Raw genomic sequence first — 25,545 nt, forward strand, 5'->3', positions numbered from 1 at the left:
AGGGCGCCGGATCCCCGAGAGGAGCCCCATGACCCAGCCGACGCGTGACCACCGACCCGACGCGACAGAGGACCTGTCCGCCGTTCTGCGGGAGCGGATCATGGTCATCGACGGCGCCATGGGCACCGCGATCCAGCGGGACCGGCCCGACGAGATCGGCTACCGCGGCGAGCGCTTCAAGGACCACCCGAGCGACCTGATCGGCAACAACGACCTCCTGACGGTGACGCAGCCGCAGATCATCGCGGACATCCACCGCGAGTACCTGGAGGCCGGCGCCGACATCATCGAGACGAACACGTTCAACGCCAACGCCGTCTCGCTCGCCGACTACGGCCTCGAGGAGCTCGCCTACGAGCTCAACCACGAGGCCGCCCGGCTCGCCCGCAGCGTCGCCGACGAGTTCGACACCCCCGCCAAGCCGCGCTACGTCGCCGGCGCGCTCGGTCCCACTACTCGGACCGCGAGCATCAGCCCGGACGTCAACGACCCCGGGGCACGCAACGTGTCCTACGAGCAGCTGGTGTCGGCGTACACCACGGCTGCGCAGGGCCTCGTCGACGGCGGCGCCGACATCATCATCATCGAGACGATCTTCGACACGCTGAACGCCAAGGCCGCGATCTTCGCGGTCGAGACGCTCTTCGAGAAGGAGGGTCGGCGCTGGCCCGTCATCATCTCGGGCACCATCACCGACGCGTCCGGTCGCACCCTGTCGGGGCAGGTCACCGAGGCGTTCTGGGACTCCGTGCGACACGTGCGACCCGTCGCGGTCGGCCTCAACTGCGCCCTCGGCGCGAAGGAGATGCGGCCCTACATCGCCGAGATGGCGCGTCTGGCCGACACCTTCGTGTCCTGCTACCCCAACGCCGGTCTGCCCAACGCCTTCGGTGAGTACGACGAGGGCCCGACCGAGACCGCGGGCTACCTGCACGAGTTCGCCGGCGCCGGGTTCGTCAACCTCGTGGGCGGCTGCTGCGGCACGACGCCCGCGCACATCGCGGAGATCGCCAACGCCGTCGACGGGCTCGCGCCGCGTACGCCGAGCACCGTCCGGCCGGCCATGCGACTGTCCGGCCTCGAGCCGTTCACCGTCACCGAGGACAGCCTGTTCGTCAACGTCGGCGAGCGGACCAACATCACGGGATCGGCCCGGTTCCGCAACCTGATCAAGGCCGGCGACTACGACACCGCGCTGTCCGTCGCCGCCCAGCAGGTGGAGAACGGCGCCCAGGTCATCGACGTCAACATGGACGAGGGCATGATCGACGGGGTGGCGGCGATGGACCGCTTCCTCAAGCTGGTCGCCTCCGAGCCCGACATCAGCCGTGTCCCCGTCATGATCGACTCCTCGAAGTGGGAGGTCATCGAGACGGGCCTGCGCAACGTCCAGGGCAAGCCGATCGTCAACTCGATCTCCATGAAGGAGGGCGAGGAGAAGTTCGTCGAGCAGGCGCGCCTGTGCCGCAAGTACGGCGCCGCCGCGGTCGTGATGGCCTTCGACGAGGACGGTCAGGCCGACTCGCTCGAGCGTCGCAAGCAGATCTGCCAGCGGGCGTACGACATCCTCACCCAGCAGGTCGGCTTCCCGGCCGAGGACATCATCTTCGACCCGAACGTGTTCGCAGTCGCGACCGGGATCGAGGAGCACGCGACGTACGGCGTGGACTTCATCGAGGCCGTGCGCTGGATCAAGCAGAGCCTGCCCGGCGCCAAGGTCTCGGGTGGCATCTCGAACGTCAGCTTCTCGTTCCGCGGCAACAACCCGGTCCGCGAGGCAATCCACGCCGTGTTCCTGTTCCACGCGATCGAGGCCGGACTCGACATGGGCATCGTCAACGCGGGCGCCCTGGTCACCTACGACCAGATCGACCCCGACCTGCGCGACGCGATCGAGGACGTGGTCCTCAACCGCACCGGCGACTCGCTCGCCGCCACCGAGCGGCTGCTCACGCTGGCCGAGCAGCACCGGGGGAGCGGCGAGCAGCAGGAGGTGGCGGCCGAGGAGTGGCGGGAGCTGCCCGTCGGCGAGCGGATCACGCACGCCCTCGTCAAGGGCATCGACGGCTTCGTCGAGGCCGACACCGAAGAGCTTCGCCAGCTCATCGCCGACCGCGGCGGCCGCCCCATCGAGGTCATCGAAGGCCCGCTGATGGACGGCATGAACGTCGTGGGCGACCTGTTCGGCGCCGGCAAGATGTTCCTCCCGCAGGTCGTCAAGAGCGCCCGCGTGATGAAGAAGGCAGTGGCCTACCTCATCCCGTACATCGAGCAGGAGAAGCTCGACAACCCCGAGTTCGCGACCGCCAAGGAGACCAACGGCACCGTCGTGATGGCGACGGTGAAGGGCGACGTCCACGACATCGGCAAGAACATCGTCGGCGTCGTGCTGCAGTGCAACAACTACGAGGTCATCGACCTCGGCGTGATGGTGCCCGCGCAGAAGATCCTCGACACCGCCCGGGAGGTCGACGCCGACATCATCGGGCTGTCCGGCCTCATCACGCCCTCCTTGGACGAGATGGTCGGCTTCGCAGCCGAGATGCAGCGCGTCGGGCTCAAGATCCCGCTGCTCATCGGCGGCGCGACGACCTCGCGCGCGCACACCGCGGTCAAGATCGACAAGGCGTACGACGGCCCGGTCGTGTGGGTGAAGGACGCGTCCCGCTCAGTCCCGACCGCGGCGGCACTGCTCAGCGAGGAGCGCCGACCGCTGCTGATGGCCGACATCAAGACCGACTACGACGCGCTCCGCGCTCGCCACGCGCAGAAGTCGGAGCGACCGCAGCTGCCGTTCGAGAAGGCCCGGGCCAACGCGACGCCGGTCGACTGGTCGTCGTACGTCCCGCCGGCGCCGCGCACCCCGGGTGTGCACGTGCTCAGCGACTACGACCTCGCCGAGCTGCGGGAGTACATCGACTGGCAGCCGTTCTTCAACTCGTGGGAGATGAAGGGCAAGTTCCCCGACATCCTCAACAGCCCCACGACGGGCGAGGCGGCCTCGAAGCTCTACGAGGACGCGCAGGCGATGCTCGACCGCATGATCGAGGAGCGCTGGATCAGCGCCCAGGGCGTCTACGGGCTCTTCCCGGCGGCCTCCACGGGTGAGGACGTCATCGTGTACGCCGGCGACGACCGTGACTCCGAGCGCACCCGGCTCCTCGCCCTGCGCCAGCAGGGCGAGCACCGTCACGGCATCCCGAACCGGTCCCTGGCCGACTTCGTCGCGCCCGTCGACTCCGGTCTGGAGGACTGGGTCGGCGCCTTCGCGGTCACTGCCGGCATCGGGCTGCCCGCGAAGGTCAAGGAGTTCAAGGACGACCTCGACGACTACTCCGCGATCCTGCTCGAGTCGCTCGCCGACCGGCTCGCCGAGGCGTTCGCGGAGCGGCTGCACCAGCGGGTCCGGACCGAGTTCTGGGGCTACGCCAGCGAGTCGGACAAGTCCAACGACGACCTCATCGCCGAGCGCTACCAGGGGATCCGGCCCGCACCGGGCTACCCGGCGTGTCCTGACCACACCGAGAAGAGCACCATCTGGGATCTCCTCGACGTGCAGGCCAACACGGGCATCGAGCTGACCGAGTCGATGGCGATGTGGCCCGGGGCGTCGGTGTCGGGCGTCTACTACAGCCACCCGGAGTCGCAGTACTTCGTCGTCGGCCGCCTCGGCCGCGACCAGGTCGCCGACTACGCCGCACGCAAGGGCTGGACGCAGGCCGAGGCCGAGCGTTGGCTCTCGCCGAACCTCGGCTACGACCCGGAGGACTGATGACCGCGGCCGCTACGACGCCGGCGGCCGTCCTGTGGGACATGGACGGGACGCTCTGCGACACCGAGCCGTACTGGATCGAGACGGAGTTCGCGATCGCCGAGCGCTTCGGCGCCGAATGGAGCCGGGCTGACGCCCTCGAGCTGGTGGGCAACGACCTGCTCGAGTCCGGTCGCTACATCCAGCGTCGCATGGGCCTCGACATCTCGCCGGAGGAGATCGTCGAGCTGCTGCTCGACGGCGTCGTGGAGCGCATCGAGCGGGCGATCCCGTGGCGTCCGGGCGCCCGGGAGCTGCTGGACTCGCTCCACGCCGCGGGGGTGCGCTGCGCCCTCGTCACGATGTCGTGGCAGCGGTTCGTCGCCCCCGTCCTGCGTCAGCTGCCACCCGGGACGTTCCAGGTCGTGGTGACCGGTGACCAGGTCTCCTTCGGCAAGCCGCACCCCGAGCCGTACGAGACGGCGGCCGCAGCGCTCGGCGTCGATCCGTCTGACTGCGTGGCCATCGAGGACTCCAACACGGGCGCGAAGTCGGCCGAGGCGGCGGGGTGCACGGTGCTCGTCGTCGAGAACCACGTCCCGGTGCTGGACGGCCCCCGGAGGGTGTTCCGCGAGACCCTGGCCGGACTGAACGCGGACGATCTGGGCGACCTGCTGCTGCGCTGAGTAGGCATCGGGCATATCCTCTGCGGTAAGCCTGTTCTGCAGGCGCCCGTCCAGGCCATCGAGTCAGGCTGGACGGACCCGGAGGGCCGACACACGGCCGTCCGTCGGTATCGATGCTCGGTCGCCCGGAAGGGCGGCGGCGCCGCGACGAGGCAGGCCTCGGCGGCGACGCAAACGAAACGTCACGTGAAGCCGTGACACAGGAGGAGTTCGCTTGGCCGCTCAGGGTCAGCGCCAGTCCGGCCGCGGACGGTCCGGACAAGGCCGTTCCGCGCAGGGTCGTTCCGCACAGGGACGTCGGCGCCAGCACGACGACGTCGGACTCATCCCCGTGCTCGCCAAGGCGGTGCGCGAGGTCGAGACCGGAGTGCAGCGCGGCAGGTCCGAGCGCACGCGGTTCCAGGTCGTCGCGCTGCTGGTCCGTGAGGAGCGTGCCCGGCTCAAGGCCGACCCGGAGCTGACCGAGCAGGCGCGCGCCGCCGAGCTCAAGAGGCTCGACGGCATCGCGAGCATCCTCGCCCAGACCGCGGCTCGCGAGCCGTCGTTGTTCACGCTGCTCGCCGAGGACGCCGAGCAGACCGACGGCACCTTCCGGCTCAAGCGTGAGCTGCAGCTGGCGGCCGGCATGGAGCCCGACCCCGAAGCGGCCGAGCCGACCCGACAGCTCTCGTCAGTCGTGCGCAGTGATCGTCAGGTGGTGCCGCAGTCGGTGGCACGCGCGCAGCTGATCACGCCGTTCATGGCGCCCGACTTCAGCGCTGCGCCGCCGCAACCCGAGACGCGGCGACTCGTCGGGTGGGAGCTGATCGGCCCGCTGCTCAACTCCTTCGAGCACCCGGCACCCGGCGTCTCCTCCTGCATGGAGCTCCCGTCGGCGCGACCGACGGTCCTGCTGCCGGCCGACCTGTCGCTCATGGACCACCAGTCGAAGCTTGTTGCATCGGTGGCCGCCGGTCACCGCACGTTCCTGCTCGCCGACGAGCCCGGTCTCGGCAAGACCGCCCAGTCGCTTCTCGCGGCTCAGGCCGCGGACGCGTACCCGCTGCTCGTCGTCGTGCCCAACGTCGTCAAGACCAACTGGGCGCGCGAGGCGAGTCGCTGGACCCCCAACCGCTCGGTCAGCGTCGTCCACGGCGACGGGCAGGACGTCGACGGCTTCGCCGACATCATCGTGCTCAACTACGAGATCCTCGACCGCCACGTCGGCTGGATCGGCGACCACGGCTTCCGCGGGATGATCGTCGACGAGGCCCACTTCATCAAGAACAAGAAGTCGCAGCGCTCCCAGCACGTGCTGGAGATCGCCGAGCGTGTCCGGCAGCGCGTCGCGCGGCCGTTGATGATGGCCCTCACCGGCACCCCCCTGATCAACGACGTCGAGGACTTCCTGACGATCTGGCAGTTCCTCGGCTGGGTCACTGACAAGTCGCCGCGTCCGGCCCTCATGGCCCGGCTCGAGGAGACCGGCATGACGCCGGCCGACTTCGGCTTCTACCCCGCGGCGCGACAGGCCGTCGTCGACATGGGCATCGTGCGTCGCCGCAAGGTGGACGTGGCCGCCGACATCCCGGCCCGGAGGATCGCAGACCTGCCCGTCGAGCTCGACGACGCCGACGGACGCTCGATCCGGGCCGCGGAGCGCGAGCTCGCGGCACGGTTGGTCAAGCGCTACGACTCGGCGGTCGAGGCGCGTCGCGAGCACCGTGGGGTCGAGACAGACGGCATCGACCACGAGCTCGTGCGCCGGGTGGCCGGTTGGGAGCTGTCCGACGGCGACGAGTCGACCTCGGGCGACAACATCTTCGCGATGGTGCGCCGCATCGGCCGGGCCAAGGCCGGCCTGGCCGCCGACTACGCCGCCCAGCTGGTGCGTAGCGCCGGCAAGGTCGTCTTCTTCGCCAAGCACCTCGACGTCATGGATGCCGCCGGCGAGGTCTTCACGAAGCGCGACATCCGCTACACCGAGATCCGCGGCGACCAGACCGCGACGGCGCGGACGAAGGCGATCGACGCGTTCATGAAGGACCCGGAGGTCGGCGTCATCGTCTGCTCCCTCACGGCAGCCGGCGTCGGCATCAACCTCCAGGTGGCCTCCGACGTCGTCCTCGCCGAGCTGTCGTGGACCGATGCCGAGCAGACCCAGGCGATCGACCGGGTGCACCGGATCGGTCAGACCGAGCCGGTCACCGCCTGGCGCATCATCGCCGCCCAGACGATCGACGCCAGGATCGCCGAGCTGATCGACAGCAAGGCCGGACTGGCAGCGGTCGCACTCGACGGCGCGAGCGAGGAGGAGACGACCACGACCGACATCCGCCTCGAGGCGCTGGTCACGCTCCTCAGCGACGCGCTCGTCGACCGGGGCGAGGCCGACTCGGACTAGCGGTCGTCCTCGGGACCGGCCAGCTCGATCAGCTTGCGGACGGTGTTGAGGTTGCGCGCGGTCGACGGGATGCGCCCGAGGGCCCGGGCGAGCTGGGCCTCCTTGAGCTCGGCCCGGCCGGCGCCGCCGGCGTACCGCAGGTGGAGCTCGCGACCGATGACCTGCCACCGGTCGTCGCCGGTCGGCACCTCGGCGGCCGCGTCGACCGCCGCCGCCTTCGGCGCGCTGAGCATGAAGGAGATGTAGGAGAACTTGGGCTCGACCACCTCGAACGGGTGTGCCTCGAGCGCGGTGACCACCTCGTCACGCGTGCGGGAGATGACCTCGCGGAAGTAGCCGAAGCGCTTCTCGATCGCCTTCTCCAGCGCCCGGTCGAACGCATCGGGATCGCCGGGCACGTCGGCCACCAGGTTGCCGGAGGCGATGTACGTCGACACATCGGTCGCACCGAGGTCAGCGGCGATCTCCTTGAGGTCGGTCATCGGCAGCTTCGCGCCGCCGACGTTGACCGCCCGGATCAGGACGATCCGCCGGCTCACCGCGCCTGCTCCGACTCTGTCTCGGGGAGCGGCGGGGGAGTGCCGCCGAACTCCGGGCACAGGCTCTGGTGCGAGCACCACGAGCACAGCCTGCTCGGTCGCGGCCGCCAGTCGCCGGTCTCCTTGGCGCGCCGGATCGCCTGCCAGATCGCTTCGACCTTGCGCTCGGTGGCGACCAGGTCGGCCTCGTCCGGCTGGTAGCGCAGGATCTCGCCGTTGCCGAGGTAGATCAGCTGCAGCATCGTCGGCACCACGCCTCGCGTGCGCCACAGGACCAGCGCGTAGATCTTGAGCTGGAAGAGCGCCTTGGCCTCGAACGCCTCACCAGGAGCGCGGCCGCTCTTGTAGTCGACGATGCGGACCTCGCCGGTCGGGGCGATGTCGAGCCGGTCGATGAAGCCGCGCAACAGCAGCCTGGACTCCAGCACCGCCTCGACGTACAGCTCGCGCTCGGCCGGCTCCAGACGGGTCGGGTCCTCGAGCGTGAAGTAGCGCTCGATCACGTCACGGCACGATGCCAGCCAGCGTCCCAGCTCCTCGGCGTCGCCGAAGAGGGCCGCCGTCTCGGGCGCCGCCTCCTGGAGCCCCGCCCATGCCGGCGCGAGCAGCTCGTGGGCCTGCGCGACGGTCCGCTCGGCGGCCGGCAGGTCGAACAGGTCCTCGAGCACCTTGTGCACGACGGTGCCGCGGACGGCGTCGACCGAGGGCGGCTCCGGGAGCCTGTCGATCGTCCGGAACCGGTAGAGCAGGGGGCACGCAAGGAAGTCGCCGGCCCGGCTCGGCGAGAGCGCACCGACCACTTCGACGCCGTCCACCGGGGTGGACAGCACCTCGGCCGGGGACACGCTCGTGCTGCTCATGTCCAGCACCCTAGGCGAGCCCGGGGACAGTCGCGGGCAGCCGGGGCCGGTGCGGTCGCGTACGCTCGCTGCGTGTCGTCCCCTGCCCCTCCGCCCGAGCAGGCGCCCGCGCCGTCACCGCGCCCTCCGGGCACGTTCAAGGTCGGCACCCTCGCGGGCGCCGACGTCCTGGTGTCGAGCTCGTGGTTCCTCGTGGCGGCGATGATCGCCGTGCTCGTCGCACCCCGGGTGGACCAGGTGACGCCCGGCCTCGGCGCTTGGAAGTACGTCGCCGGCCTGGCCTTCGCCGTCATCCTCTACGGCTCCGTGCTGCTGCACGAGGCGTCCCACGCGGCCGTCGCCCGTCACTACGGCTACCCGGTCAGCTCGATCACGCTCCACTTCCTCGGTGGAGCGACGGCGATCGAGGGCGAGGCGAGACGACCGCGCGAGGAGTTCTGGATCGCCGTCGTCGGCCCGCTGACGTCGCTGGCGGTCGGCGGCGTCGCGCTCGCGGTGCACACCCTGCGTCCGGAGGGGCTGCTGCTCATGGCCGTCGAGGGGCTGGCGGGCGCGAACCTGCTCGTCGGCATCCTCAACCTGGTGCCCGGCCTCCCGCTCGACGGCGGTCGCGTCCTGAAGTCGGCCGTCTGGGGCGCGACCCGCAGCGTCCACAGCGGCACGATCGTGGCCGGCTGGGTCGGGCGCGTGGTGGCGGTCGCGGCGCTGTTCTGGCCGACGTTCCAGAGCGAGGTGCTCGGCTGGCCGGTCGGCATCGTGGACTACGTCGTCGCGATCGTCGTGGCCATGTTCCTGTGGACCGGAGCGACCGCCGCGATGGCGTCCGCCCGACTGCGCAGCCGGCTGCCGCGGCTGGTGGCGCGGAACTTGGCCCGCCGGACCCTCGCGGTCCCCGACGACCTGCCCCTCGCCGAGGCCGTCCGCCGTGCCCAGGAGGCTGCCGCGGGCAGCATCGTCACCGTGACGAGCGACGGCCGACCGGTCGGCGTCGTCAACGAGGCTGCTCTGCTGGCCACGCCTGAGGACCGGCGGCCCTGGGTGGCGACGTCCACGGTGGCCCGCACGCTGAGCGAGGGCCTGGCGCTGCCGGCGGACATCGACGGCGAGCAGCTCATCCTGGCGATCACCCGCACGCCCGCTGCCGAGTACCTCCTCATCGAGCCCGACGGGTCGATCTACGGGGTGCTCTCCACGGCTGACGTCGATGCGGCGTTCCGCGCCGCCGGCCACTAGATTCCCGGGTCATGCCCGAGACTCCCGACGCACCGTTCACCTCCAGTGACGACGTCCCGCAGCAGGCATGGTCAGGCGTCCACCGCGGCCCGCTGCGGGCCGGCGAGTGGGTCCGACTGACGGACGCCAAGGGGCGCAAGCACAACTTCGAGCTCGTCGCGGGCAAGCGCTTCTTCTCCAACAAGGGCCACCTCGAGCACGACGACATCATCGGCCGCGACGAGGGCTTCACGATCAACTCGTCCGTCGGCGGCGAGTACCTCGTCTTCCGTCCACTCCTGAGCGAGTTCGTCGTGTCGATGCCCCGCGGCGCCGCGGTCGTCTACCCGAAGGACGCGGCCCAGATCGTCGCCCTGGCGGACATCTTCCCGGGTGCGCACGTCGTCGAGGCCGGTGTCGGGTCCGGCGCACTCACCTGCTCGCTCATCCGCGCCGTCGGGCCCTTCGGCAGCGTCCGCTCGTTCGAGCGCCGCGAGGAGTTCGCCGAGGTGGCCCAGAAGAACGTCGTCCAGTTCTTCGGGGGCGAGCCGCCGTCGTGGCAGCTCACCCTCGGCGATCTGGCCGAGGAGCTGCCGGCGTCGGAGAGCCGCTGCGACCGACTCATCCTCGACATGCTCGCCCCCTGGGAGTGCGTCGACGCGGCAGGGGACGCACTTCGCCCCGGCGGCATCCTCTGCGCGTACGTCGCCACGACGACCCAGCTCTCGCGGTTCGTCGAGACCGTGCGAGTCCACGGCGGCTTCACCGAGCCGCAGGCGTGGGAGTCCCTCGTCCGCGACTGGCACGTCGAGGGCCTCGCCGTGCGGCCCGGCCACAAGATGATCGGCCACACCGCATTCCTCGTGACCGCGCGCCGCCTGGCGGCGGGGGAGCGGCCGCCGCGCAAGACCCGCCGACCGGCGCCGGGTGCGTACGGCGCCGACTACACCGGTCCGCGTCCGGACGACGCGCCCGCCGTCCTGCCCGAGGACCTGGGCGAGCCGGAGGCCTGAACCTCACCGCCCACGGGCGTGCCCGCGACCAAAACGTGACCAACACGGTGAGATCCCCACTTCCCTTGTCCCCTTCCACGGGTAGGGTCGAGGAGCACAGGAGGTGGTCGCCGAATGTCGACGTCCGATGGTTTCTCAGCTGCGAGCGGTCGTGACCGCCAGGAGCTGGAGCGTCAGGTCAGGTTCCTCGAGGACGAGATCCGCGACCTGCGGCAGCGTCTGGGCGAGGTGCCCGGGCAGTCCCGCGGTCTGGAGCTCCGGCTCACCGACGCGCAGCGCTCGCTCGCTGCCGTCACGTCACAGAACGAGCGACTCGCCACGACGCTGCGCGAGGCGCGCGACCAGATCCTGAAGCTCAAGGAGGAGGTCGACCGGCTGGCCCAGCCGCCGGCAGGCTTCGGCACCTTCATCGGTCGCAACGAGGACGACACCATCGACGTCTTCACGGGCGGCCGCAAGCTGCGTGTCAACGTCTCTCCCAACGTCGACCTCGACGCGCTGCAGCGTGGCCAGGAGGTCATGCTCAACGAGGCGCTCAACGTCGTCGCCGCGCTCGAGTTCGAGACCGTGGGCGAGGTCGTCATGTTCAAGGAGCTCCTGGCCGACGGCGAGCGTGCGCTCGTGATCGCCAACGCCGACGAGGAGCGCGTGGTCCGGCTCGCCAAGCCGCTCCTGGACGACCCGATCCGTGCGGGTGACTCTCTGCTGCTCGAGGCGCGTTCGGGCTACGTCTACGAGAAGGTCCCGAAGTCGGAGGTCGAGGAGCTCGTCCTCGAGGAGGTCCCTGACATCGCCTACGACTCGATCGGTGGCCTCGCCAACCAGATCGAGGCGATCCAGGACGCCGTCGAGCTGCCGTACCTCTACCCCGAGCTCTTCAAGGAGCACCAGCTCAAGCCGCCGAAGGGCGTGCTGCTCTACGGCCCTCCCGGCTGCGGCAAGACGCTGATCGCGAAGGCGGTCGCCAACTCGCTTGCCAAGAAGGTCGCCGCGCGCACGGGTGCCGAGGGGAAGTCGTACTTCCTCAACATCAAGGGCCCCGAGCTCCTGAACAAGTACGTCGGCGAGACCGAGCGTCACATCCGGCTGGTGTTCCAGCGGGCGCGCGAGAAGGCGTCCGCCGGCACGCCCGTGATCGTCTTCTTCGACGAGATGGACTCGCTGTTCCGGACGCGCGGCACCGGCGTCTCCTCGGATGTCGAGAACACGATCGTCCCCCAGCTCCTCTCGGAGATCGACGGCGTCGAGCTGCTCGAGAACGTGCTGGTCATCGGCGCCTCCAACCGCGAGGACATGATCGACCCCGCCATCCTGCGGCCCGGCCGTCTGGACGTGAAGATCAAGATCGAGCGACCCGACGCCGAGGGCGCCCGCGACATCTTCAGCAAGTACCTCACTCCGAGCCTGCCGCTGCATCCTCACGACCTCGCAGAGTTCGGGGGAGATCCTCAGGCCACCGTCGAGGCGATGATCCGGGCGGCCGTCGAGCGGATGTACACCGAGTCGGAGGAGAACAGGTTCCTCGAGGTCACCTATGCCAACGGCGACAAGGAGGTCCTGTACTTCAAGGACTTCAACTCCGGTGCCATGATCCAGAACATCGTCGACCGTGCGAAGAAGATGGCGATCAAGGGGTTCCTCGACGCCGGTGCCGACGAGGCCCAGAAGGGCCTGCGGGTGAGCCACCTGCTCCAGGCCTGCGTCGACGAGTTCAAGGAGAACGAGGACCTGCCGAACACGACCAACCCCGACGACTGGGCCCGCATCTCCGGCAAGAAGGGTGAGCGGATCGTCTTCATCCGCACCCTCATCACTGGCAAGCAGGGCACCGAGCCGGGCCGGTCGATCGACACGGTGTCCAACACCGGCCAATACCTCTAGCCGCGGCTGTCGGGATCCCCCGAAACGGACCTCGACAACCCCACGCGCCAGGAGGACGATCGAAGGATCCCTTCCCTGGAGGAGCAGCCATGTGGTTCCTGGGCCTGTTCATCATCATCAGCGCTGTCTTCACGTTCCTCGCGTGGCGCATGGACCGGAAGCACAAGACGGACGTCACCATGGACTACAAGGCCGACGTCGACATGCGGATGGCTCGCGCCCTGTACGGCGACGACGCCAGGGGCCATGAAAGCGGGCCGCGGCTCTGAGCCATCCCCGTGCCACCGACCGTGCCGCCGGGTGACCCGGAGAAGCGGAGAGTGGATCCTCGGACGCGCGCGCTCGGGAGAGCGCACGAGCACGCCCTGAGCTGGTTCGCCTCGCTGGGCGAGCGCCCGGTGCCACCTGCAGCGACGGCCGACGAGGTCGCGGACCGGCTCGGGCGCGCCCTGCCTGACGACCCCTGCACGCCGGCCGATGTCGTCGACCTCCTCGCCGAGGCGTGCGAGGCCGGTCTGACGGCCATGCCGTCGGGTCGGTTCTACGGCATGGTCATCGGCGGCACCGAGCCGGCGGCACTCGCAGCCGACTGGCTGGTCTCCGCGTGGGACCAGAACAACGGGCTGCGCGGCCTGACCCCAGCGACTGCCGCGGTCGAGGAGGTCGCGGCGACCTGGCTGCTCGACCTGCTCGGGCTACCGGCCGACGCCGGCGTCGGCTTCCCGACGAGCGCGACGACCGCGAACCTCACGTGTCTGCTCGCCGCCCGTGACAGCATCCTGCGAGAAGCCGGCTGGGATGCCGCCGCGAACGGGTTGGCCGGCGCCCCTGGCCTGCGGGTCCTGATGGGAGCGGAGGGGCACGAGAGCGTCCGCTACGCGTTGCGCTACCTCGGTCTTGGTGCGCCGGAGACCGTGCCAGCGGACCGGCAGGGGAGGCTCGACCCGGACGCGCTGGTCGGCGCGCTGCGGCCGGGCGAGCCGACGATCGTCGTGCTCCAGGCGGGCAACGTGCACTCGGGCGCCTTCGATCCGTTCGGGCCGGCCATCGCCGCCGCTCAGGCGGCCGGCGCGTGGGTGCATGTCGACGGCGCGTTCGGTCTGTTCGCGGCCGCCTCGGCGCGCCTGCGGCACCTGACCGACGGGTTCGAGGAGGCGGACTCGTGGACCACCGACGCCCACAAGACGCTGAACGTGCCCTACGACTGCGGCATCGCGATCGTACGGAGCGCGGAGGCGCTGCGCGCGGTCACCGGGAAGACGGGCGCCTACCTCGTTCTCGGCGAGGTCGGAGAGCCGTGCGACCGCGTCCCCGAGCTGTCCCGTCGGGCGCGCGGCGTCCCCGTGTGGGCCGTGCTCCGCTCACTCGGACGATCGGGCGTCGCGGACCTGGTCGACGGGTTCTGCCGCCATGCGACCGCGTTCGCCGAGGGCATCCGCAGGCTCCCCGGCGCGGAGGTCCTCAACGACGTCGTCTACACGCAGGTCTGCGTGGCGTTCGGGGACGACGAACGCACCCAGGCGATCACCCGCGCCGTGCTGGAGGACGGGACCGCCTGGATGTCCGGCTCCCGCTGGCAGGGGCGTGCGGCGCTCCGCGTCTCGGTCAGCAACTGGGCGACCACGAGCGACGACGTACGGCGGGCCCTGGGTGCGCTCGCCCACGCGGTGGAGACGGCCTGACGGACCGGTCCACGCCCGCTCACTCGGTGACGTCGGCGACGGTCGCTCCGAGCGCCTCGAGCAGCGCCTCGGCGCCGACCGTGAGCCCCACGCCGTGGGCGCCGCCGCCGATCGAGATCGTCCCCGCCACGAGCCGGTCGGCGATGACCGGCCACGCCGTGGACGATCCCAGTGGAGTGATGGTCCCGCGCTCGTAGCCGGTCACCTCGAGCGCCACATCGGCCGGCGGCATCGACAGCCGGTTCACGCCGAGCAGCCCGCGCAGCTTGGGCCAGGAGATCTCGCGATCGCCGGGCACGAGCACGAACCGGTAGTCGCCGTCGCTCACCCGCACGACCATGGTCTTCACGAGCTGGCGAGGCTCGATGCCGCGTGCGGCGGCGGCCTCCTCGAGCGAGCGGACCGGGCCGTGCCGCGTCACGGTGACGGCGAGGTCGAGCGCCTCCGCCGCGCTGATGGCACGTTCCGACCCGTCGCTGCCCACGGGGGCACGCTACCGCCGGCGACCCGCGCTCAGCTCTGGCGCAGGTGCCACGCCTTGGCGATGTTGAAGATCCCGAAGCACGCGAGACCAAGGGCGATGAGCGCGAGCAGGAGCGGTCCCGCAGGGCCGTCGCGGACGGTGCGCAGCGCCTCGTCCAGGCCTCCGGACTTCTGCGGGTCGCGCGTGAGGGCCGCCCACACCACCAGGCCACCGACCACTGCGAACGCGGCACCGCGTCCGACATACCCGGTGCGTGCCGTCCAGGCCAGCGCCCGTCCGGTGTTCCCCGTGCGCCCGTTCACGTCGACCTCCTTGGTCCAGCGGTCGGTCACGCCCTTGACCACGCTCCAGATCGCATAGGCGACGATCGCCGCGCCACCGGCGGCGACGAGTGCCGGTCCGGCCGGCCAGGAGAGAACGCGAGCAGTCCAGCCCTGGCTCGAGCTGCCCGAGCCGCCGCCACCGCCGCTGGACCCGGAGGAGCTGTCCGCGACCCGGTAGGCGCTGACCGCGAGTGTCGCGAAGACGGCGGCCTTTGCGGCCGAGCCCGCCTTGCCGACGACCTTCTTCATGCCGTCGCGGTCGCGGTGGCCGACGATGAGCTGACAGAGCTCCCACACGACCAGCGCGGAGAATCCTGCGACGGCTACCCAGAGGACGACGCGTCCGAAGGGCTCCTGCGCGACCTGTGCCAGCGCACCGTTGCGTGACGGTGAGCCCTGGGAGTCACCGAGTGCCAGCTGCGCGGCAAGCCAGCCGATGAGCAGGTACACCAGCCCGTAGCAGGCGAACCCGAGTCGTGCGGTCCACGACAGAGCCGGATGATCCTGCGCCTCCGCGGCGGCCCGCGTCACCGTACTGCTGCTGACCTGAGTCATTGCTCGCCTCCTGTCGACTCGATACCCGGTCCGGAGTACGCCGACACGTCGGCCGTCCGAAGAGGGGTCGTCCGCGTAGGCTCGGTGCATGAGCGTTCGACGGGTGATGGGCACCGAGGTCGAGTACGGCATCTCGGTCCAGGGCCAGCCTCTGGCCAACCCGATGGTCGCCTCGTCGCAGGTGGTGAACGCCTACGCGAGCGCGACCCTCAAGGCGCGCCGGGCCCGGTGGGACTTCGAGGAGGAGTCCCCGCTGCGCGACGCCCGTGGCTTCGACATGTCCCGCAACGTCGCCGACCCCAGCCAGCTGACCGACGAGGACCTGGGCCTGGCCAACGTCATCCTCACCAACGGCGCTCGCCTCTACGTCGACCACGCCCACCCGGAGTTCTCGACGCCGGAGGTCACCACGCCGCTCGACGTGGTGCGCTTCGACAAGGCGGGGGAGCGGATCATGCTCGACGCCACCCGGCTGGCCCTCCAGCTGCCGACGGCGCCGGCCATCACGCTCTACAAGAACAACACCGACAACAAGGGCGCGTCGTACGGCGCCCACGAGAACTACCTGATGCGCCGCTCGACGCCGTTCGCCGACATCGTCAAGCACCTGACGCCGTTCTTCGTGAGCCGCCAGGTCATCACCGGGGCCGGTCGTGTCGGGATCGGCCAGGACGGGCGCAAGCACGGGTTCCAGCTCAGCCAGCGCGCCGACTTCTTCGAGGTCGAGGTCGGCCTCGAGACGACGCTCAAGCGACCGATCATCAACACCCGCGACGAGCCGCACGCAGACCCCGACAAGTACCGACGCCTCCACGTCATCATCGGCGACGCCAACCTGGCCGAGATCTCGACGTACCTCAAGGTCGGCACGACCTCGCTCGTCCTCGCCATGATCGAGGACCGGTTCATCAACCGCGACCTGTCGATCGACGGACCGGTCGCGGCCCTCCGGGCGGTCTCCCACGACGCGACGCTGACCCAGACCGTCACGCTGCACGACGGGCGCACGCTCACCGGCGTCCAGCTGCAGCTGGAGTACCTCGACCTCGCGAAGAAGTACGTCGAGGACCGCTACGGCTCGGACGCCGACGCGCAGACCGTGGACGTGCTGGCGCGCTGGGAGTCGGTGCTGGACCGGCTCGAGCGCGACCCGATGCTGTGCGCCGCCGAGCTCGACTGGGTCGCCAAGCTCAAGCTGCTCGAGTCCTACCGCGACCGCGACGGGCTCGACTGGGACGATGCCAAGCTCCACCTCATCGACCTGCAGTACTCCGACATCCGGCCGGAGAAGGGCCTCTACCACCGGCTCGTCAAGGCCGGCCGGATCGAGCGGCTGCTCGGCGACGAGGTCATCGAGACCGCGAAGTACGAGCCGCCCACCGACACGCGGGCCTACTTCCGCGGCCGCTGCCTGGAGAAGTACGCCGCCAACGTCGCCGCCGCGTCCTGGGACTCGGTGATCTTCGACCTGCCCGGGCGCGAGTCGCTCCAGCGGGTCCCGACGATCGACCCGCTGCGCGGCAGCAAGGCCCATGTCGGCGAGCTGCTGGACCGGTGCGCGACGGCCACCGATCTCTTCGCTGCGCTGACTGCGGGTGCATAGCGCCGCGAGTGGGTAGGGTCTGAGACATGGCACAGGAGCAGAAGCAGCCCCGCAAGGCCAACGAGGACCTCGAGGAGGTCGAGAAGGCCTCCGACACCGACGTTGCCGAGCGCAAGGAGTCGCTGGACGCTGACGTCGACGACATCCTCGACGAGATCGACGACGTGCTCGAGACGAACGCGGAGGACTTCGTGAAGTCCTTCATCCAGAAGGGCGGGGAGTAGCCCTTGAGCGACTCCCGCATCCCGGCCAGCTACATGGCGCCGGGCACGTCGTCCTTCGCCGAGTTCCTCGGCGCCGAGGCTCCTGATCTGCTTCCCGGACGTGCCAAGGGCCTCGCAGGGATGCCGGCCGGAAGTGCCGGCGACCTCGCTCCGCACGGCACCACGATCGTCGCGGCCACGTTCGACGGCGGCGTTGTCATGGCCGGCGACCGGCGCGCGACGATGGGCAACGTCATCGCCCAGCGCGACATCCAGAAGGTGTTCCCGGCCGACGAGTACTCCGCGGTCGGCATCGCCGGCGCCGCCGGACTCGCGGTCGAGATGGTCAGGCTGTTCCAGACCGAGCTCGAGCACTACGAGAAGATCGAGGGCACCACGCTCTCGCTCGACGGCAAGGCGAACCGTCTCGCGGCCCTCATCCGAGGCAACCTCGGGATGGCGATGCAGGGCCTGGCCGTCGTCCCGCTCTTCGCCGGCTTCGACCTGGACAAGGGGATGGGTCGGATCTTCTCGTACGACGTCACCGGCGGCCGCTACGAGGAGACCGCCTTCCACTCCGTCGGCTCGGGCTCCGTGTTCGCCCGCGGCGCGCTCAAGAAGCTCTACCGCCACGACCTCTCCGAGGGCGGCGCCGTGGAGGCCGTCGTGCAGGCGCTGTACGACGCCGCCGACGACGACTCCGCCACCGGCGGTCCCGACCTGACCCGACGCATCTTCCCGGTCGTCCACGTGATCACCGCTGTCGGCGGGCGCCGGCTCGACGACGCCGACGTGGCCACCGTCGCCGACCGCGTCGTGGCCGGGCGCATGACGCTGCCCGACGGTCCCCACGCCGAGCTGGAGGGCGGTCGCTGATGTCGACTCCGTTCTACGTCAGCCCTGAGCAGCTGATGAAGGACCGGGCGGACTTCGCCCGCAAGGGGATCTCGCGCGGCCGCTCGGTCGTCGCCGTGCAGTTCGCCGACGGCATCCTGTTCGCCTCCGAGAACCCGTCCGCGGCCCTGCACAAGGTCAGCGAGATCTACGACCGCATCGCCTTCGCGGCGGTCGGCCGCTACAACGAGTTCGAGAACCTCCGCATCGCCGGCGTCCGGCTGGCCGACATGCGGGGCTACGCCTACGACCGGCGCGACGTCACCGGCCGCGGTCTCGCGAACGCCTATGCGCAGACGCTCGGCACGATCTTCTCCAGTGGCGGCGAGAAGCCGTACGAGGTCGAGATCTTCGTCGGCGAGGTCGGCGACGAGCCCGAGGCCGACCAGCTCTACCGGCTCACCTACGACGGCCAGGTCGCCGACGAGCACCGGTACGCAGTGATGGGCGGTGCGGCCGACGTCGTCGGTGCGTACCTCCAGGAGCACTACTCCGCCGGTCTCGACCTCGCCGGTGCGATCCGGCTCGCCGTGGACGCGCTCGGGCACAACGAGACCGAGGCCCGGGTGATCGAGGTCGACGACCTCGAGGTCGCGGTCCTCGACCGCACCCGAAGCCAGGCGCGCAAGTTCGTGCGGCTGGTGCCGGCTCGACTCGGTCCGCTGCTGGGTGAGCGGCCCCAGGCCGAGCCCAGCGTCGAGCCCAGCGTCGAGCCCAGCGTCGAGCCCAGCGTCGAGCCCAGCGCCGAGGCCAGCACCGAGCCCAGCGCCGAGTCCAGCACCGAGTCCAGCGTCGAGTCCAGCGTCGAGTCGAGCACCGAGCAGACGTCCGCCACGCCGTCGGAGACGGACGACGACGCACCCCCGATCGCCCCGCCGGGCTGATCCGCCGTATCGGGCGTCCCACCGGACTAGGGTGTCTTCATGGACCGCCGGATCTTCGGGATCGAGAACGAGTACGGCGTCACCTGCACGTTCCGCGGGCAGCGCCGGCTGAGCCCTGACGAGGTCGCTCGCTACCTGTTCCGGAAGGTCGTCAGCTGGGGTCGCTCCAGCAACGTCTTCCTCAGGAACGGCGCGCGGCTCTACCTCGACGTCGGCAGCCACCCGGAGTACGCCACGCCGGAGTGTGACGACGTCACCGAGGTCGTCACGCACGACAAGGCGGGGGAGCGGGTCCTCGAGGGGCTGCTGCTCGACGCCGAGCAGCGGCTGCACGACGAGGGGATCGCCGGCGAGATCTACCTGTTCAAGAACAACACCGACTCGGCCGGCAACTCCTACGGCTGCCATGAGAACTACCTGGTGAGCAGGGCCGGCGAGTTCAGCCGCCTGGCGGACGTCCTCATCCCGTTCCTGGTGACGCGCCAGATCATCGTGGGCGCAGGCAAGATCACGCAGACGCCTCGCGGGGCGTCGTACTCCATCTCGCAGCGGGCGGAGCACATCTGGGAGGGCGTCTCGTCGGCCACGACGCGCTCGCGGCCCATCATCAACACCCGCGACGAGCCGCATGCCGACGCGGAGAAGTACCGCCGTCTGCACGTCATCGTCGGCGACTCCAACATGTCCGAGACGACGACGATGCTCAAGATCGCATCGTGCGACCTCGTGCTGCGCATGATCGAGGAGGGCGTGGTGATGCGCGACCTCACGATGGAGAACCCGATCCGGGCGATCCGCGAGATCGCGCACGACACCTCCGGCAGCCGCAAGATCCGGCTCGCCAACGGCCGTGAGGCGAGCGCGCTCGACATCCAGAAGGAGTACCTGACCAAGGCGCGTGACTTCGTCGACCGCCGACAGATCTCGACGCCGGTCATCGAGCGCTCGCTCGACCTCTGGGAGCGCGGTCTCAAGGCCGTGGAGTCAGACGACCTCTCGCTCGTCGAGCGGGAGATCGACTGGGTGATCAAGTGGAAGCTCATCGACCGCTACCGCGCCAAGCACGGCCTGCCGCTGAGCCACCCGCGGGTCGCGCAGCTCGACCTGGCCTACCACGACATCCACCGCGGGCGTGGCCTCTACTACCTCCTGGAGCGCAAGGGCGCCGTCGCGCGGGTCAGCACCGACCTCAAGATCTTCGAGGCCAAGTCGGTCCCGCCCCAGACGACCCGGGCCAGGCTGCGCGGTGAGTTCATCAAGCGTGCGCAGGAGCGCCGTCGTGACTTCACCGTCGACTGGGTGCACCTCAAGCTCAACGACCAGGCGCAGCGCACGGTCTTGTGCAAGGACCCGTTCCGCGCGTACGACGAGCGGGTGCAGCGGCTCATCGACGGCATGTGAGCGACCGCACCGACCTCACGGTCGGACACAGCAGTCCTGGTCAGCCTCCCCTCAGGATCGACTTGTAGGGTGGCGCACGCTCGTCCGTCGTCCCCTTGTGTGAAGAAGGCTAGAAACCGTGCTCCGACGCGTCCCGCGCCCGCTCGCCCTCATCGTCACCACCCTGCTCGCCACCAGCCTCACCGCCTGTGGCGGCGGCAAGACCGTCGGCCTCGGCGGCAAGACCGTCGAGGGCTGGGACGCGGCCACCGTCTCCGGTGATGCCGGCACCGCGCCGAAGGTCGACTGGAAGGGCCAGATGGCCGCCGTCGCGAAGCCCGAGACCAAGACGCTGCAGGCCGGCAAGGGTGCCGCCGTCACCGAGGGCGGCAAGGTCTGGGGCTACATCTGGATCGGCAACGGCCAGACCCAGAAGCAGGCCTACAGCGACTACGACAACAAGCAGCCCGAGGAGCTCACGCTCGACTCCAAGAGCATCAGCCCGGTCTTCGCGAAGATGCTGTCCGGGGCGAAGGTCGGCTCCCGGGTCGCGGCCATCACGAGCGCCAAGGAGATCTTCGGCGACGCTGGCAACCCCACGATGGGCGTGGCCAACGAGGACCCGCTGCTGATCCTGGTCGACCTGATCGCCCCGGCGAACGACAAGGCGACCGACGTCGACCGGTCGAAGATGCCGAAGCTCAAGCCGACCGCCGGCAAGCCGACCGTTCCGTCCGGCATGGACTTCACGGGCGTGCAGAAGCCCGACCAGTACGGCGACCTCCTGCGCACCACGCTCAAGCAGGGCAACGGCACGACCGTCACGTCCGACATGACCGTCAAGGTCAACTACCTCGGCATGACGTACGGCGCCAAGAAGCCCTTCGACGAGAGCTACACCAAGAAGCCGGCCGCGTTCCCCCTCACCCAGGTGGTGAAGGGGTGGACCTACGGTCTGACCGGCGTCAAGGTCGGCAGCCGCGTGCTCCTGCAGGTGCCCCCGCTGCTGGGCTACGGCGGCCAGGAGCAGCCGAACATCCCGGCCAACAGCACGCTCTACTTCGTCGTCGACGTGCTCAGCGCCACCAAGCCCGCTCCGACCGCGTCGGCCTCGCCGTCGGCGTCCCCGTCGGCGCAGTAGTCGGTCCGGTCGGGTAGCGGGAGGGACGATGTCGGCGCAGAAGACCGAGCGGCTGATGAACCTGCTCATCATGCTGCTCGTCCAGAAGCGCTACGTCACCAAGGAGCGCATCCGCGACATCCTGTACGCCGACTCCTCCGACGAGGCGTTCGAGAAGATGTTCGAGCGCGACAAGGAGGAGCTCCGCAGCCTGGGCGTCCCGATCGAGGTCGGCACGAGCGACCCGCTCTTCGACGACGACCCCGGCTACCGGATCAGCCCCTCCGACTTCGCGCTGCCCGACATCAGCCTGACCGCGGACGAGGCATCGGTGGTCGCGCTCGCCACCAAGGTCTGGGAGCACGCCCGGCTCGCCGAGGCGACGAGCGAGGCGGTGCGCAAGCTGTCGGCCGCGGGCGTCGAGCTCGACGTGGGCGCGCTCGACCTGGTGCAGCCCCGCCTGGGCGCCGACGAGCCGTCGTTCGACCTGTTCCTGGAGGCGGCGCAGGAGCGCACGCCGGTCGTCTTCGACTACCAGCGGGGGAGCAGGCCACCCGAGACCCGGCACGTCCAGCCCTGGGGTGCGGTCCGCTCGTCGGGCCGGTGGTACGTCGTCGGCTTCGACACCGACCGCGACGACGAGCGCGTCTTCCGGCTCTCGCGGGTGCGGGGCGAGGTGCGCAGGGACGGCGAGCCCGGCTCGTACGACATCCCCGCAGGCACCGACGTCCGGTCCATCGCCGGTCGGCTCGCGCCGGAGCGCACCGAGCTGCACGCCGTGCTGCTGCTGCGGCCCGGCACCTGCCACCCGCTGCGCCGTGGCGCCGACACCGTGGAGCAGGGCGTTCCCGGCCCCGGCGGCGGATCCTGGGACCGGGTGGTTCTCACCCGTGCCACCGTCGACCTCGCCGCGGAGGTTCTGTCCTACGGCCCCGACGCGTACGTCGTCGAGCCGGCCGAGCTGCGCGACGCGGTGGTCGCACGGCTGGACGAGGTGGTCGCATGAGCACGCGTCAACCCGTGCAGGGCGCCCGGGAGCAGGTCGCCCGCCTGCTCGCCCTGGTGCCCTACCTGCACGCGCACGGGCACGTGCGCCTCGACGAGGCCGCCACGGCCCTGCGCGTCACCGAGCGCCAGCTGGTCAAGGACCTCCGTGTCCTCTTCATGTGCGGGCTGCCGGGCGGCTACCCCGACGACCTCATCGACGTCGACATCGACGCCCTCGAGGATCCCGAGGGGGACCGCGTCATCCGGGTCACCAACGCCGACTACCTCTCCCGCCCCCTACGCCTGACGCCCACCGAGGCGACGGCAGTCATCGTCGCGCTCCGCGCTCTGCGCAGCGGTGCCACGAGCGACGAGACGCGGGAGGTCGTCGACCGCGCGCTGGCCAAGCTCGAGCAGGCGGCGGCAGCCGGCGCGGCGACTCCGCTGGTCGACCCCGGCGACGCGCCCGACGTGTCGCTGCTCCAGCTGCGGATGCGGTTGCAGGACGCTGTCGACCGGCAGCGCCAGGTCAAGCTCGTCTACTACGTCCCGTCGCGCGACGAGGAGTCCGAGCGCGTCGTCGACCCGCGCGGGTTCCAGGAGGACTCCGGCGCGGTCTACCTGGACGCCTGGTGCCACCTGGCCGAGGCGCCGCGCTGGTTCCGGCTGGACCGGATCCGCTCCGCGGAGGTCCTCGACAGCGCCGTGACGACGACCGACGCGCCGCGCGAGCTCGCCCCGGGGATCTTCACCCAGGAGGAGGACGTCGAGCTCGTGACGCTCGACGTCGCTCCCGCGGCGTACTGGATCACCGAGTACTACCCGGTCGAGGCCTTGCGTCCGGGCCGAGCTGGACACCACGAGGTCGACCTGCTCGTCGCGGACCAGCGCTGGCTGACCCGGCTGCTGCTGCGACTCGCTCCGCACGCACGCGTGGTCGCCCCCGCGTCGTACGCCGCCGCGTTTATGGACCGAGCCCGGGCAACCGCCACGCTCTACAGGTCTGGCGAGTAGCATGAAGACGCGTTTCGACAACTCTGTGAGGACCTCATGACTTCCCTGCTCCTCGGCGGCCTCGGCACTCCCGAGCTCATCTTGATCCTGGCGGTCGTCGTGCTGCTCTTCGGCGCCTCCAAGCTGCCGGATCTGGCTCGGGGCAGCGGCCGCGCCCTGCGGATCTTCAAGGCGGAGACCAAGGGCCTGATCGACGAGGACGACGCCGAGAAGAAGCCCGAGGCGCAGCGCACCGCCGAGCTGGTCAACAAGCAGGCAGAGCTCGACGCGAAGCAGGCGGAGCTCGACGCTGAGCGCGAGCGTCTGCACCGCGGCGAACTCTGACCCGGACCGTCGGTGTCCATTGCCGGCGTCGTCGATCTGTATCGAGGTCGACCGCATCACCCTGTCGGGTCCGACGGGCGCATGGCGCTCTCGGACCACATGCGCGAGCTGCGCGCACGCATCATCCGCTCGGTGAGCGTCCTGGTCCTCGCGTTCTGCGTCTCGCTGTTCTTCTACCACCAGCTGCTCGACCTCGTCGTCGAGCCCTACCGGCACGCCGTGGAGATCCTCGGCGGCAAGGTCAACGCCGAGATCGTCATGTCCGGCGTCAGCGCACCCCTGATGCTGCAGCTCAAGCTGTGCGGCATCGCGGCCATCGTCGTCTCGAGCCCCTACTGGCTGCTGCAGATCTGGGGCTTCGTCGTTCCCGGGCTCACGCAGCGCGAGAAGCGCTGGACGCGCGTCTTCGGGCTGGTCGCCGGCCCGCTGTTCATCGCCGGTGTTGCGCTCGGCTACTACATCCTGCCCAAGGGCGTCGAGGTGCTCCTCACCTTCACGCCGGAGGGTGTGAAGAACCTCCAGGACTTCGGTGAGTTCTTCACGTTCATGACCCGGATGCTGCTGGTCTTCGGCATCGCGATGGAGATCCCGCTCTTCGTCGTGCTGCTCAACCTCGCGGGCGTGGTGTCCGGGAAGATGCTGAGCCGCTACCGACCCTGGATCATCATGGGGACGATGGTCTTCGCGGCGGTCGCGACACCGTCGACCGACCCTTTCTCGATGCTCATGCTCGCCGTGCCGATGCTGATCCTCTTCGGCATCGCCGAGGTGATCGCCCGGACCGTCGACCGGGCCCGTGGCCGTCGACGCGAGAGCACCGATCAGTGGGGCGACGACGAGGTCTCGCCGCTCTGATCCCGCCCTGCCACTAGTCTTCCGCGGGTGACGCGCGTGCTGGCCCTGCTACCCAACCCCGTGGCCGGGAAGGGCCGCAACGATGCGGCTGTCTCCGCGGTCGCGGCACGGCTGCGGGAGGCGGGGCTCGGCGTACGCGAGCTGCGAGGCGCCGACGCGGCCGAGTCGGAGCGACTGGCGCGGGCGGCGGTCGCCGACGGTGTCGACGGACTGGTCGTCTGCGGGGGCGACGGCATGGTCAACATCGCGGCCCAGGTGCTCGCCGGCAGCGGTGTCCCGCTCGGCATCATCGCGATGGGCACGGGCAACGACACGGCCCGCTCGCTCGGGCTGCCGATCAAGGACCCACTGGCCGCCGCCGACGCCGTCGTGAGCGGCCGGACGCGGGTCATCGACCTCGCCCGCAGCGGCGACCGCTACTTCGTCACCGTGCTCGCCGCCGGCTTCGACGCCGCCGTGAACGAGCGCGCCAACGCGATGGCCTGGCCGAAGGGGCAGCTCAAGTACAGCCTGGCCATCCTGGCCGTGCTCAAGGCGTTCAGGCCGATCCACTACACCCTCGACCTCGACGGCGAGACGCGGCACGTCGACGGGATGCTCGTGTCGGTCGGCAACGGCGACTCCATGGGCGGCGGGCTCAAGGTCACCCACGGCGCCGAGCTCGACGACGGGCTGCTCGACGTCGTGCTGTTCACCAGCGTGCCGCGACGCGAGCTCATCAAGACCTACCCGAAGCTCTTCTCGGGCGGCCACACCGGCCACCCGGCGTACGAGCGACACCGGGTGAGGCGCGTGACCGTCGCCGCGCCGGGCGTCGTGGCGTACGCGGACGGGGAGCGGTTCGGAGATCTCCCGCTGACCGTCGAGGTCGTTCCTGGTGCGTTGACCGTCTACGCCTGACGACGCCCGGTA

23 protein-coding genes are annotated in these 25,545 nt (G+C 70.2%); 19 read left to right on the forward strand and 4 right to left on the reverse strand.

Annotation, left to right across the window (positions count from 1 at the left end; translation table 11 throughout):
* Positions 1 to 28 precede the first annotated feature (28 nt).
* The 3 genes from metH (at position 29) to ABD205_RS19215 (ending at position 6,820) form a co-directional block, all read left to right on the forward strand.
* Positions 29 to 3,772, forward strand: coding sequence for a methionine synthase (metH, locus tag ABD205_RS19205; RefSeq protein WP_344047661.1), 3,744 nt, complete (start codon positions 29 to 31; stop codon positions 3,770 to 3,772).
* Positions 3,772 to 4,437, forward strand: coding sequence for an HAD family hydrolase (locus tag ABD205_RS19210; RefSeq protein WP_344047663.1), 666 nt, complete (start codon positions 3,772 to 3,774; stop codon positions 4,435 to 4,437). Before metH ends, ABD205_RS19210 begins: the two co-directional genes overlap by 1 nt.
* A 214-nt stretch (positions 4,438 to 4,651) precedes the next feature.
* Positions 4,652 to 6,820, forward strand: a complete 2,169-nt coding sequence (locus ABD205_RS19215) for a DEAD/DEAH box helicase (RefSeq protein WP_344047665.1) — start codon at positions 4,652 to 4,654, stop codon at positions 6,818 to 6,820.
* On the opposite strand, the gene ABD205_RS19220 is transcribed toward ABD205_RS19215, so the two are convergent.
* Entirely contained in the window at positions 6,817 to 7,359 is a 543-nt protein-coding gene (locus ABD205_RS19220) for a DUF1697 domain-containing protein (protein ID WP_344047667.1), read from the reverse strand. The genes ABD205_RS19215 and ABD205_RS19220 overlap by 4 nt on opposite strands.
* Positions 7,356 to 8,219: a RecB family exonuclease gene (locus ABD205_RS19225; protein ID WP_344047669.1), complete on the reverse strand. Its 864-nt coding sequence runs from the start codon at positions 8,217 to 8,219 to the stop codon at positions 7,356 to 7,358. The genes ABD205_RS19220 and ABD205_RS19225 overlap by 4 nt, the downstream gene beginning before the upstream one ends.
* Positions 8,220 to 8,291: 72 nt before the next feature.
* On the opposite strand from ABD205_RS19225, the gene ABD205_RS19230 reads away from it, so the two are divergent.
* From ABD205_RS19230 to ABD205_RS19250, 5 genes are all read left to right on the forward strand, one after another.
* A complete protein-coding gene (locus tag ABD205_RS19230; RefSeq protein WP_344047671.1) occupies positions 8,292 to 9,452 on the forward strand; it encodes a site-2 protease family protein in 1,161 nt (386 codons plus the stop codon).
* 11 nt (positions 9,453 to 9,463) lie between these two features.
* The gene (locus ABD205_RS19235; protein ID WP_344047674.1) at positions 9,464 to 10,444 is read left to right on the forward strand and encodes a tRNA (adenine-N1)-methyltransferase; all 981 of its coding nucleotides are present in this window, start codon (positions 9,464 to 9,466) and stop codon (positions 10,442 to 10,444) included.
* A gap of 114 nt (positions 10,445 to 10,558) precedes the next feature.
* A complete protein-coding gene (gene arc, locus ABD205_RS19240) occupies positions 10,559 to 12,325 on the forward strand; it encodes a proteasome ATPase (protein WP_344047676.1) in 1,767 nt (588 codons plus the stop codon).
* Between the two features lie 89 nt (positions 12,326 to 12,414).
* Positions 12,415 to 12,594, forward strand: a complete 180-nt coding sequence (locus tag ABD205_RS19245; RefSeq protein WP_344047678.1) for a hypothetical protein — start codon at positions 12,415 to 12,417, stop codon at positions 12,592 to 12,594.
* A 51-nt stretch (positions 12,595 to 12,645) separates the two neighbouring features.
* The gene (locus tag ABD205_RS19250) at positions 12,646 to 14,007 is read left to right on the forward strand and encodes a pyridoxal phosphate-dependent decarboxylase family protein (protein ID WP_344047680.1); all 1,362 of its coding nucleotides are present in this window, start codon (positions 12,646 to 12,648) and stop codon (positions 14,005 to 14,007) included.
* A gap of 19 nt (positions 14,008 to 14,026) precedes the next feature.
* Here the strand turns inward: ABD205_RS19250 and ABD205_RS19255 are convergent, their stop codons facing one another.
* Entirely contained in the window at positions 14,027 to 14,491 is a 465-nt protein-coding gene (locus ABD205_RS19255; protein ID WP_344047682.1) for an aminoacyl-tRNA deacylase, read from the reverse strand.
* A 29-nt stretch (positions 14,492 to 14,520) separates the two neighbouring features.
* Positions 14,521 to 15,369: a DUF1206 domain-containing protein gene (locus tag ABD205_RS19260; protein ID WP_344047684.1), complete on the reverse strand. Its 849-nt coding sequence runs from the start codon at positions 15,367 to 15,369 to the stop codon at positions 14,521 to 14,523.
* A gap of 88 nt (positions 15,370 to 15,457) precedes the next feature.
* Between ABD205_RS19260 and dop the strand changes: the two genes are divergently transcribed.
* From dop to ABD205_RS19315, 11 genes are all read left to right on the forward strand, one after another.
* Complete coding sequence (gene dop, locus ABD205_RS19265) at positions 15,458 to 16,972, forward strand: depupylase/deamidase Dop (RefSeq protein WP_344047686.1); 1,515 nt, start codon at positions 15,458 to 15,460, stop codon at positions 16,970 to 16,972.
* A gap of 26 nt (positions 16,973 to 16,998) precedes the next feature.
* Positions 16,999 to 17,196 (forward strand): ubiquitin-like protein Pup, encoded by a 198-nt coding sequence (locus ABD205_RS19270; protein ID WP_344047688.1) that lies wholly within the window; start codon positions 16,999 to 17,001, stop codon positions 17,194 to 17,196.
* Between the two features lie 3 nt (positions 17,197 to 17,199).
* Entirely contained in the window at positions 17,200 to 18,051 is an 852-nt protein-coding gene (gene prcB / locus ABD205_RS19275; protein WP_344047690.1) for a proteasome subunit beta, read from the forward strand.
* On the forward strand, positions 18,051 to 18,953 hold the full coding sequence (gene prcA / locus ABD205_RS19280; RefSeq protein ID WP_344047692.1) for a proteasome subunit alpha: 903 nt from the start codon (positions 18,051 to 18,053) through the stop codon (positions 18,951 to 18,953). Before prcB ends, prcA begins: the two co-directional genes overlap by 1 nt.
* A gap of 39 nt (positions 18,954 to 18,992) precedes the next feature.
* Positions 18,993 to 20,354: a Pup--protein ligase gene (gene pafA, locus ABD205_RS19285; protein WP_344047694.1), complete on the forward strand. Its 1,362-nt coding sequence runs from the start codon at positions 18,993 to 18,995 to the stop codon at positions 20,352 to 20,354.
* A 118-nt stretch (positions 20,355 to 20,472) separates the two neighbouring features.
* Entirely contained in the window at positions 20,473 to 21,474 is a 1,002-nt protein-coding gene (locus tag ABD205_RS19290) for an FKBP-type peptidyl-prolyl cis-trans isomerase (RefSeq protein ID WP_344047696.1), read from the forward strand.
* 28 nt (positions 21,475 to 21,502) lie between these two features.
* The gene (locus ABD205_RS19295; protein WP_344047698.1) at positions 21,503 to 22,459 is read left to right on the forward strand and encodes a helix-turn-helix transcriptional regulator; all 957 of its coding nucleotides are present in this window, start codon (positions 21,503 to 21,505) and stop codon (positions 22,457 to 22,459) included.
* A complete protein-coding gene (locus ABD205_RS19300) occupies positions 22,456 to 23,454 on the forward strand; it encodes a helix-turn-helix transcriptional regulator (RefSeq protein ID WP_344047700.1) in 999 nt (332 codons plus the stop codon). The genes ABD205_RS19295 and ABD205_RS19300 overlap by 4 nt, the downstream gene beginning before the upstream one ends.
* Positions 23,455 to 23,490: 36 nt before the next feature.
* Positions 23,491 to 23,778 carry a Sec-independent protein translocase subunit TatA gene (gene tatA, locus ABD205_RS19305; RefSeq protein WP_344047702.1) on the forward strand — a complete coding sequence of 96 codons (288 nt, stop codon included), beginning with the start codon at positions 23,491 to 23,493 and terminating at the stop codon, positions 23,776 to 23,778.
* Positions 23,779 to 23,859: 81 nt separating this feature from the next.
* The gene (tatC, locus tag ABD205_RS19310) at positions 23,860 to 24,633 is read left to right on the forward strand and encodes a twin-arginine translocase subunit TatC (protein WP_344047704.1); all 774 of its coding nucleotides are present in this window, start codon (positions 23,860 to 23,862) and stop codon (positions 24,631 to 24,633) included.
* Positions 24,634 to 24,660: 27 nt separating this feature from the next.
* Positions 24,661 to 25,533, forward strand: a complete 873-nt coding sequence (locus ABD205_RS19315) for a diacylglycerol/lipid kinase family protein (protein ID WP_344047706.1) — start codon at positions 24,661 to 24,663, stop codon at positions 25,531 to 25,533.
* Positions 25,534 to 25,545: the final 12 nt, after the last annotated feature.

Origin of the sequence: Nocardioides panacihumi (assembly GCF_039530925.1) — a bacterium.
GTDB lineage: Bacteria > Actinomycetota > Actinomycetes > Propionibacteriales > Nocardioidaceae > Nocardioides > Nocardioides panacihumi.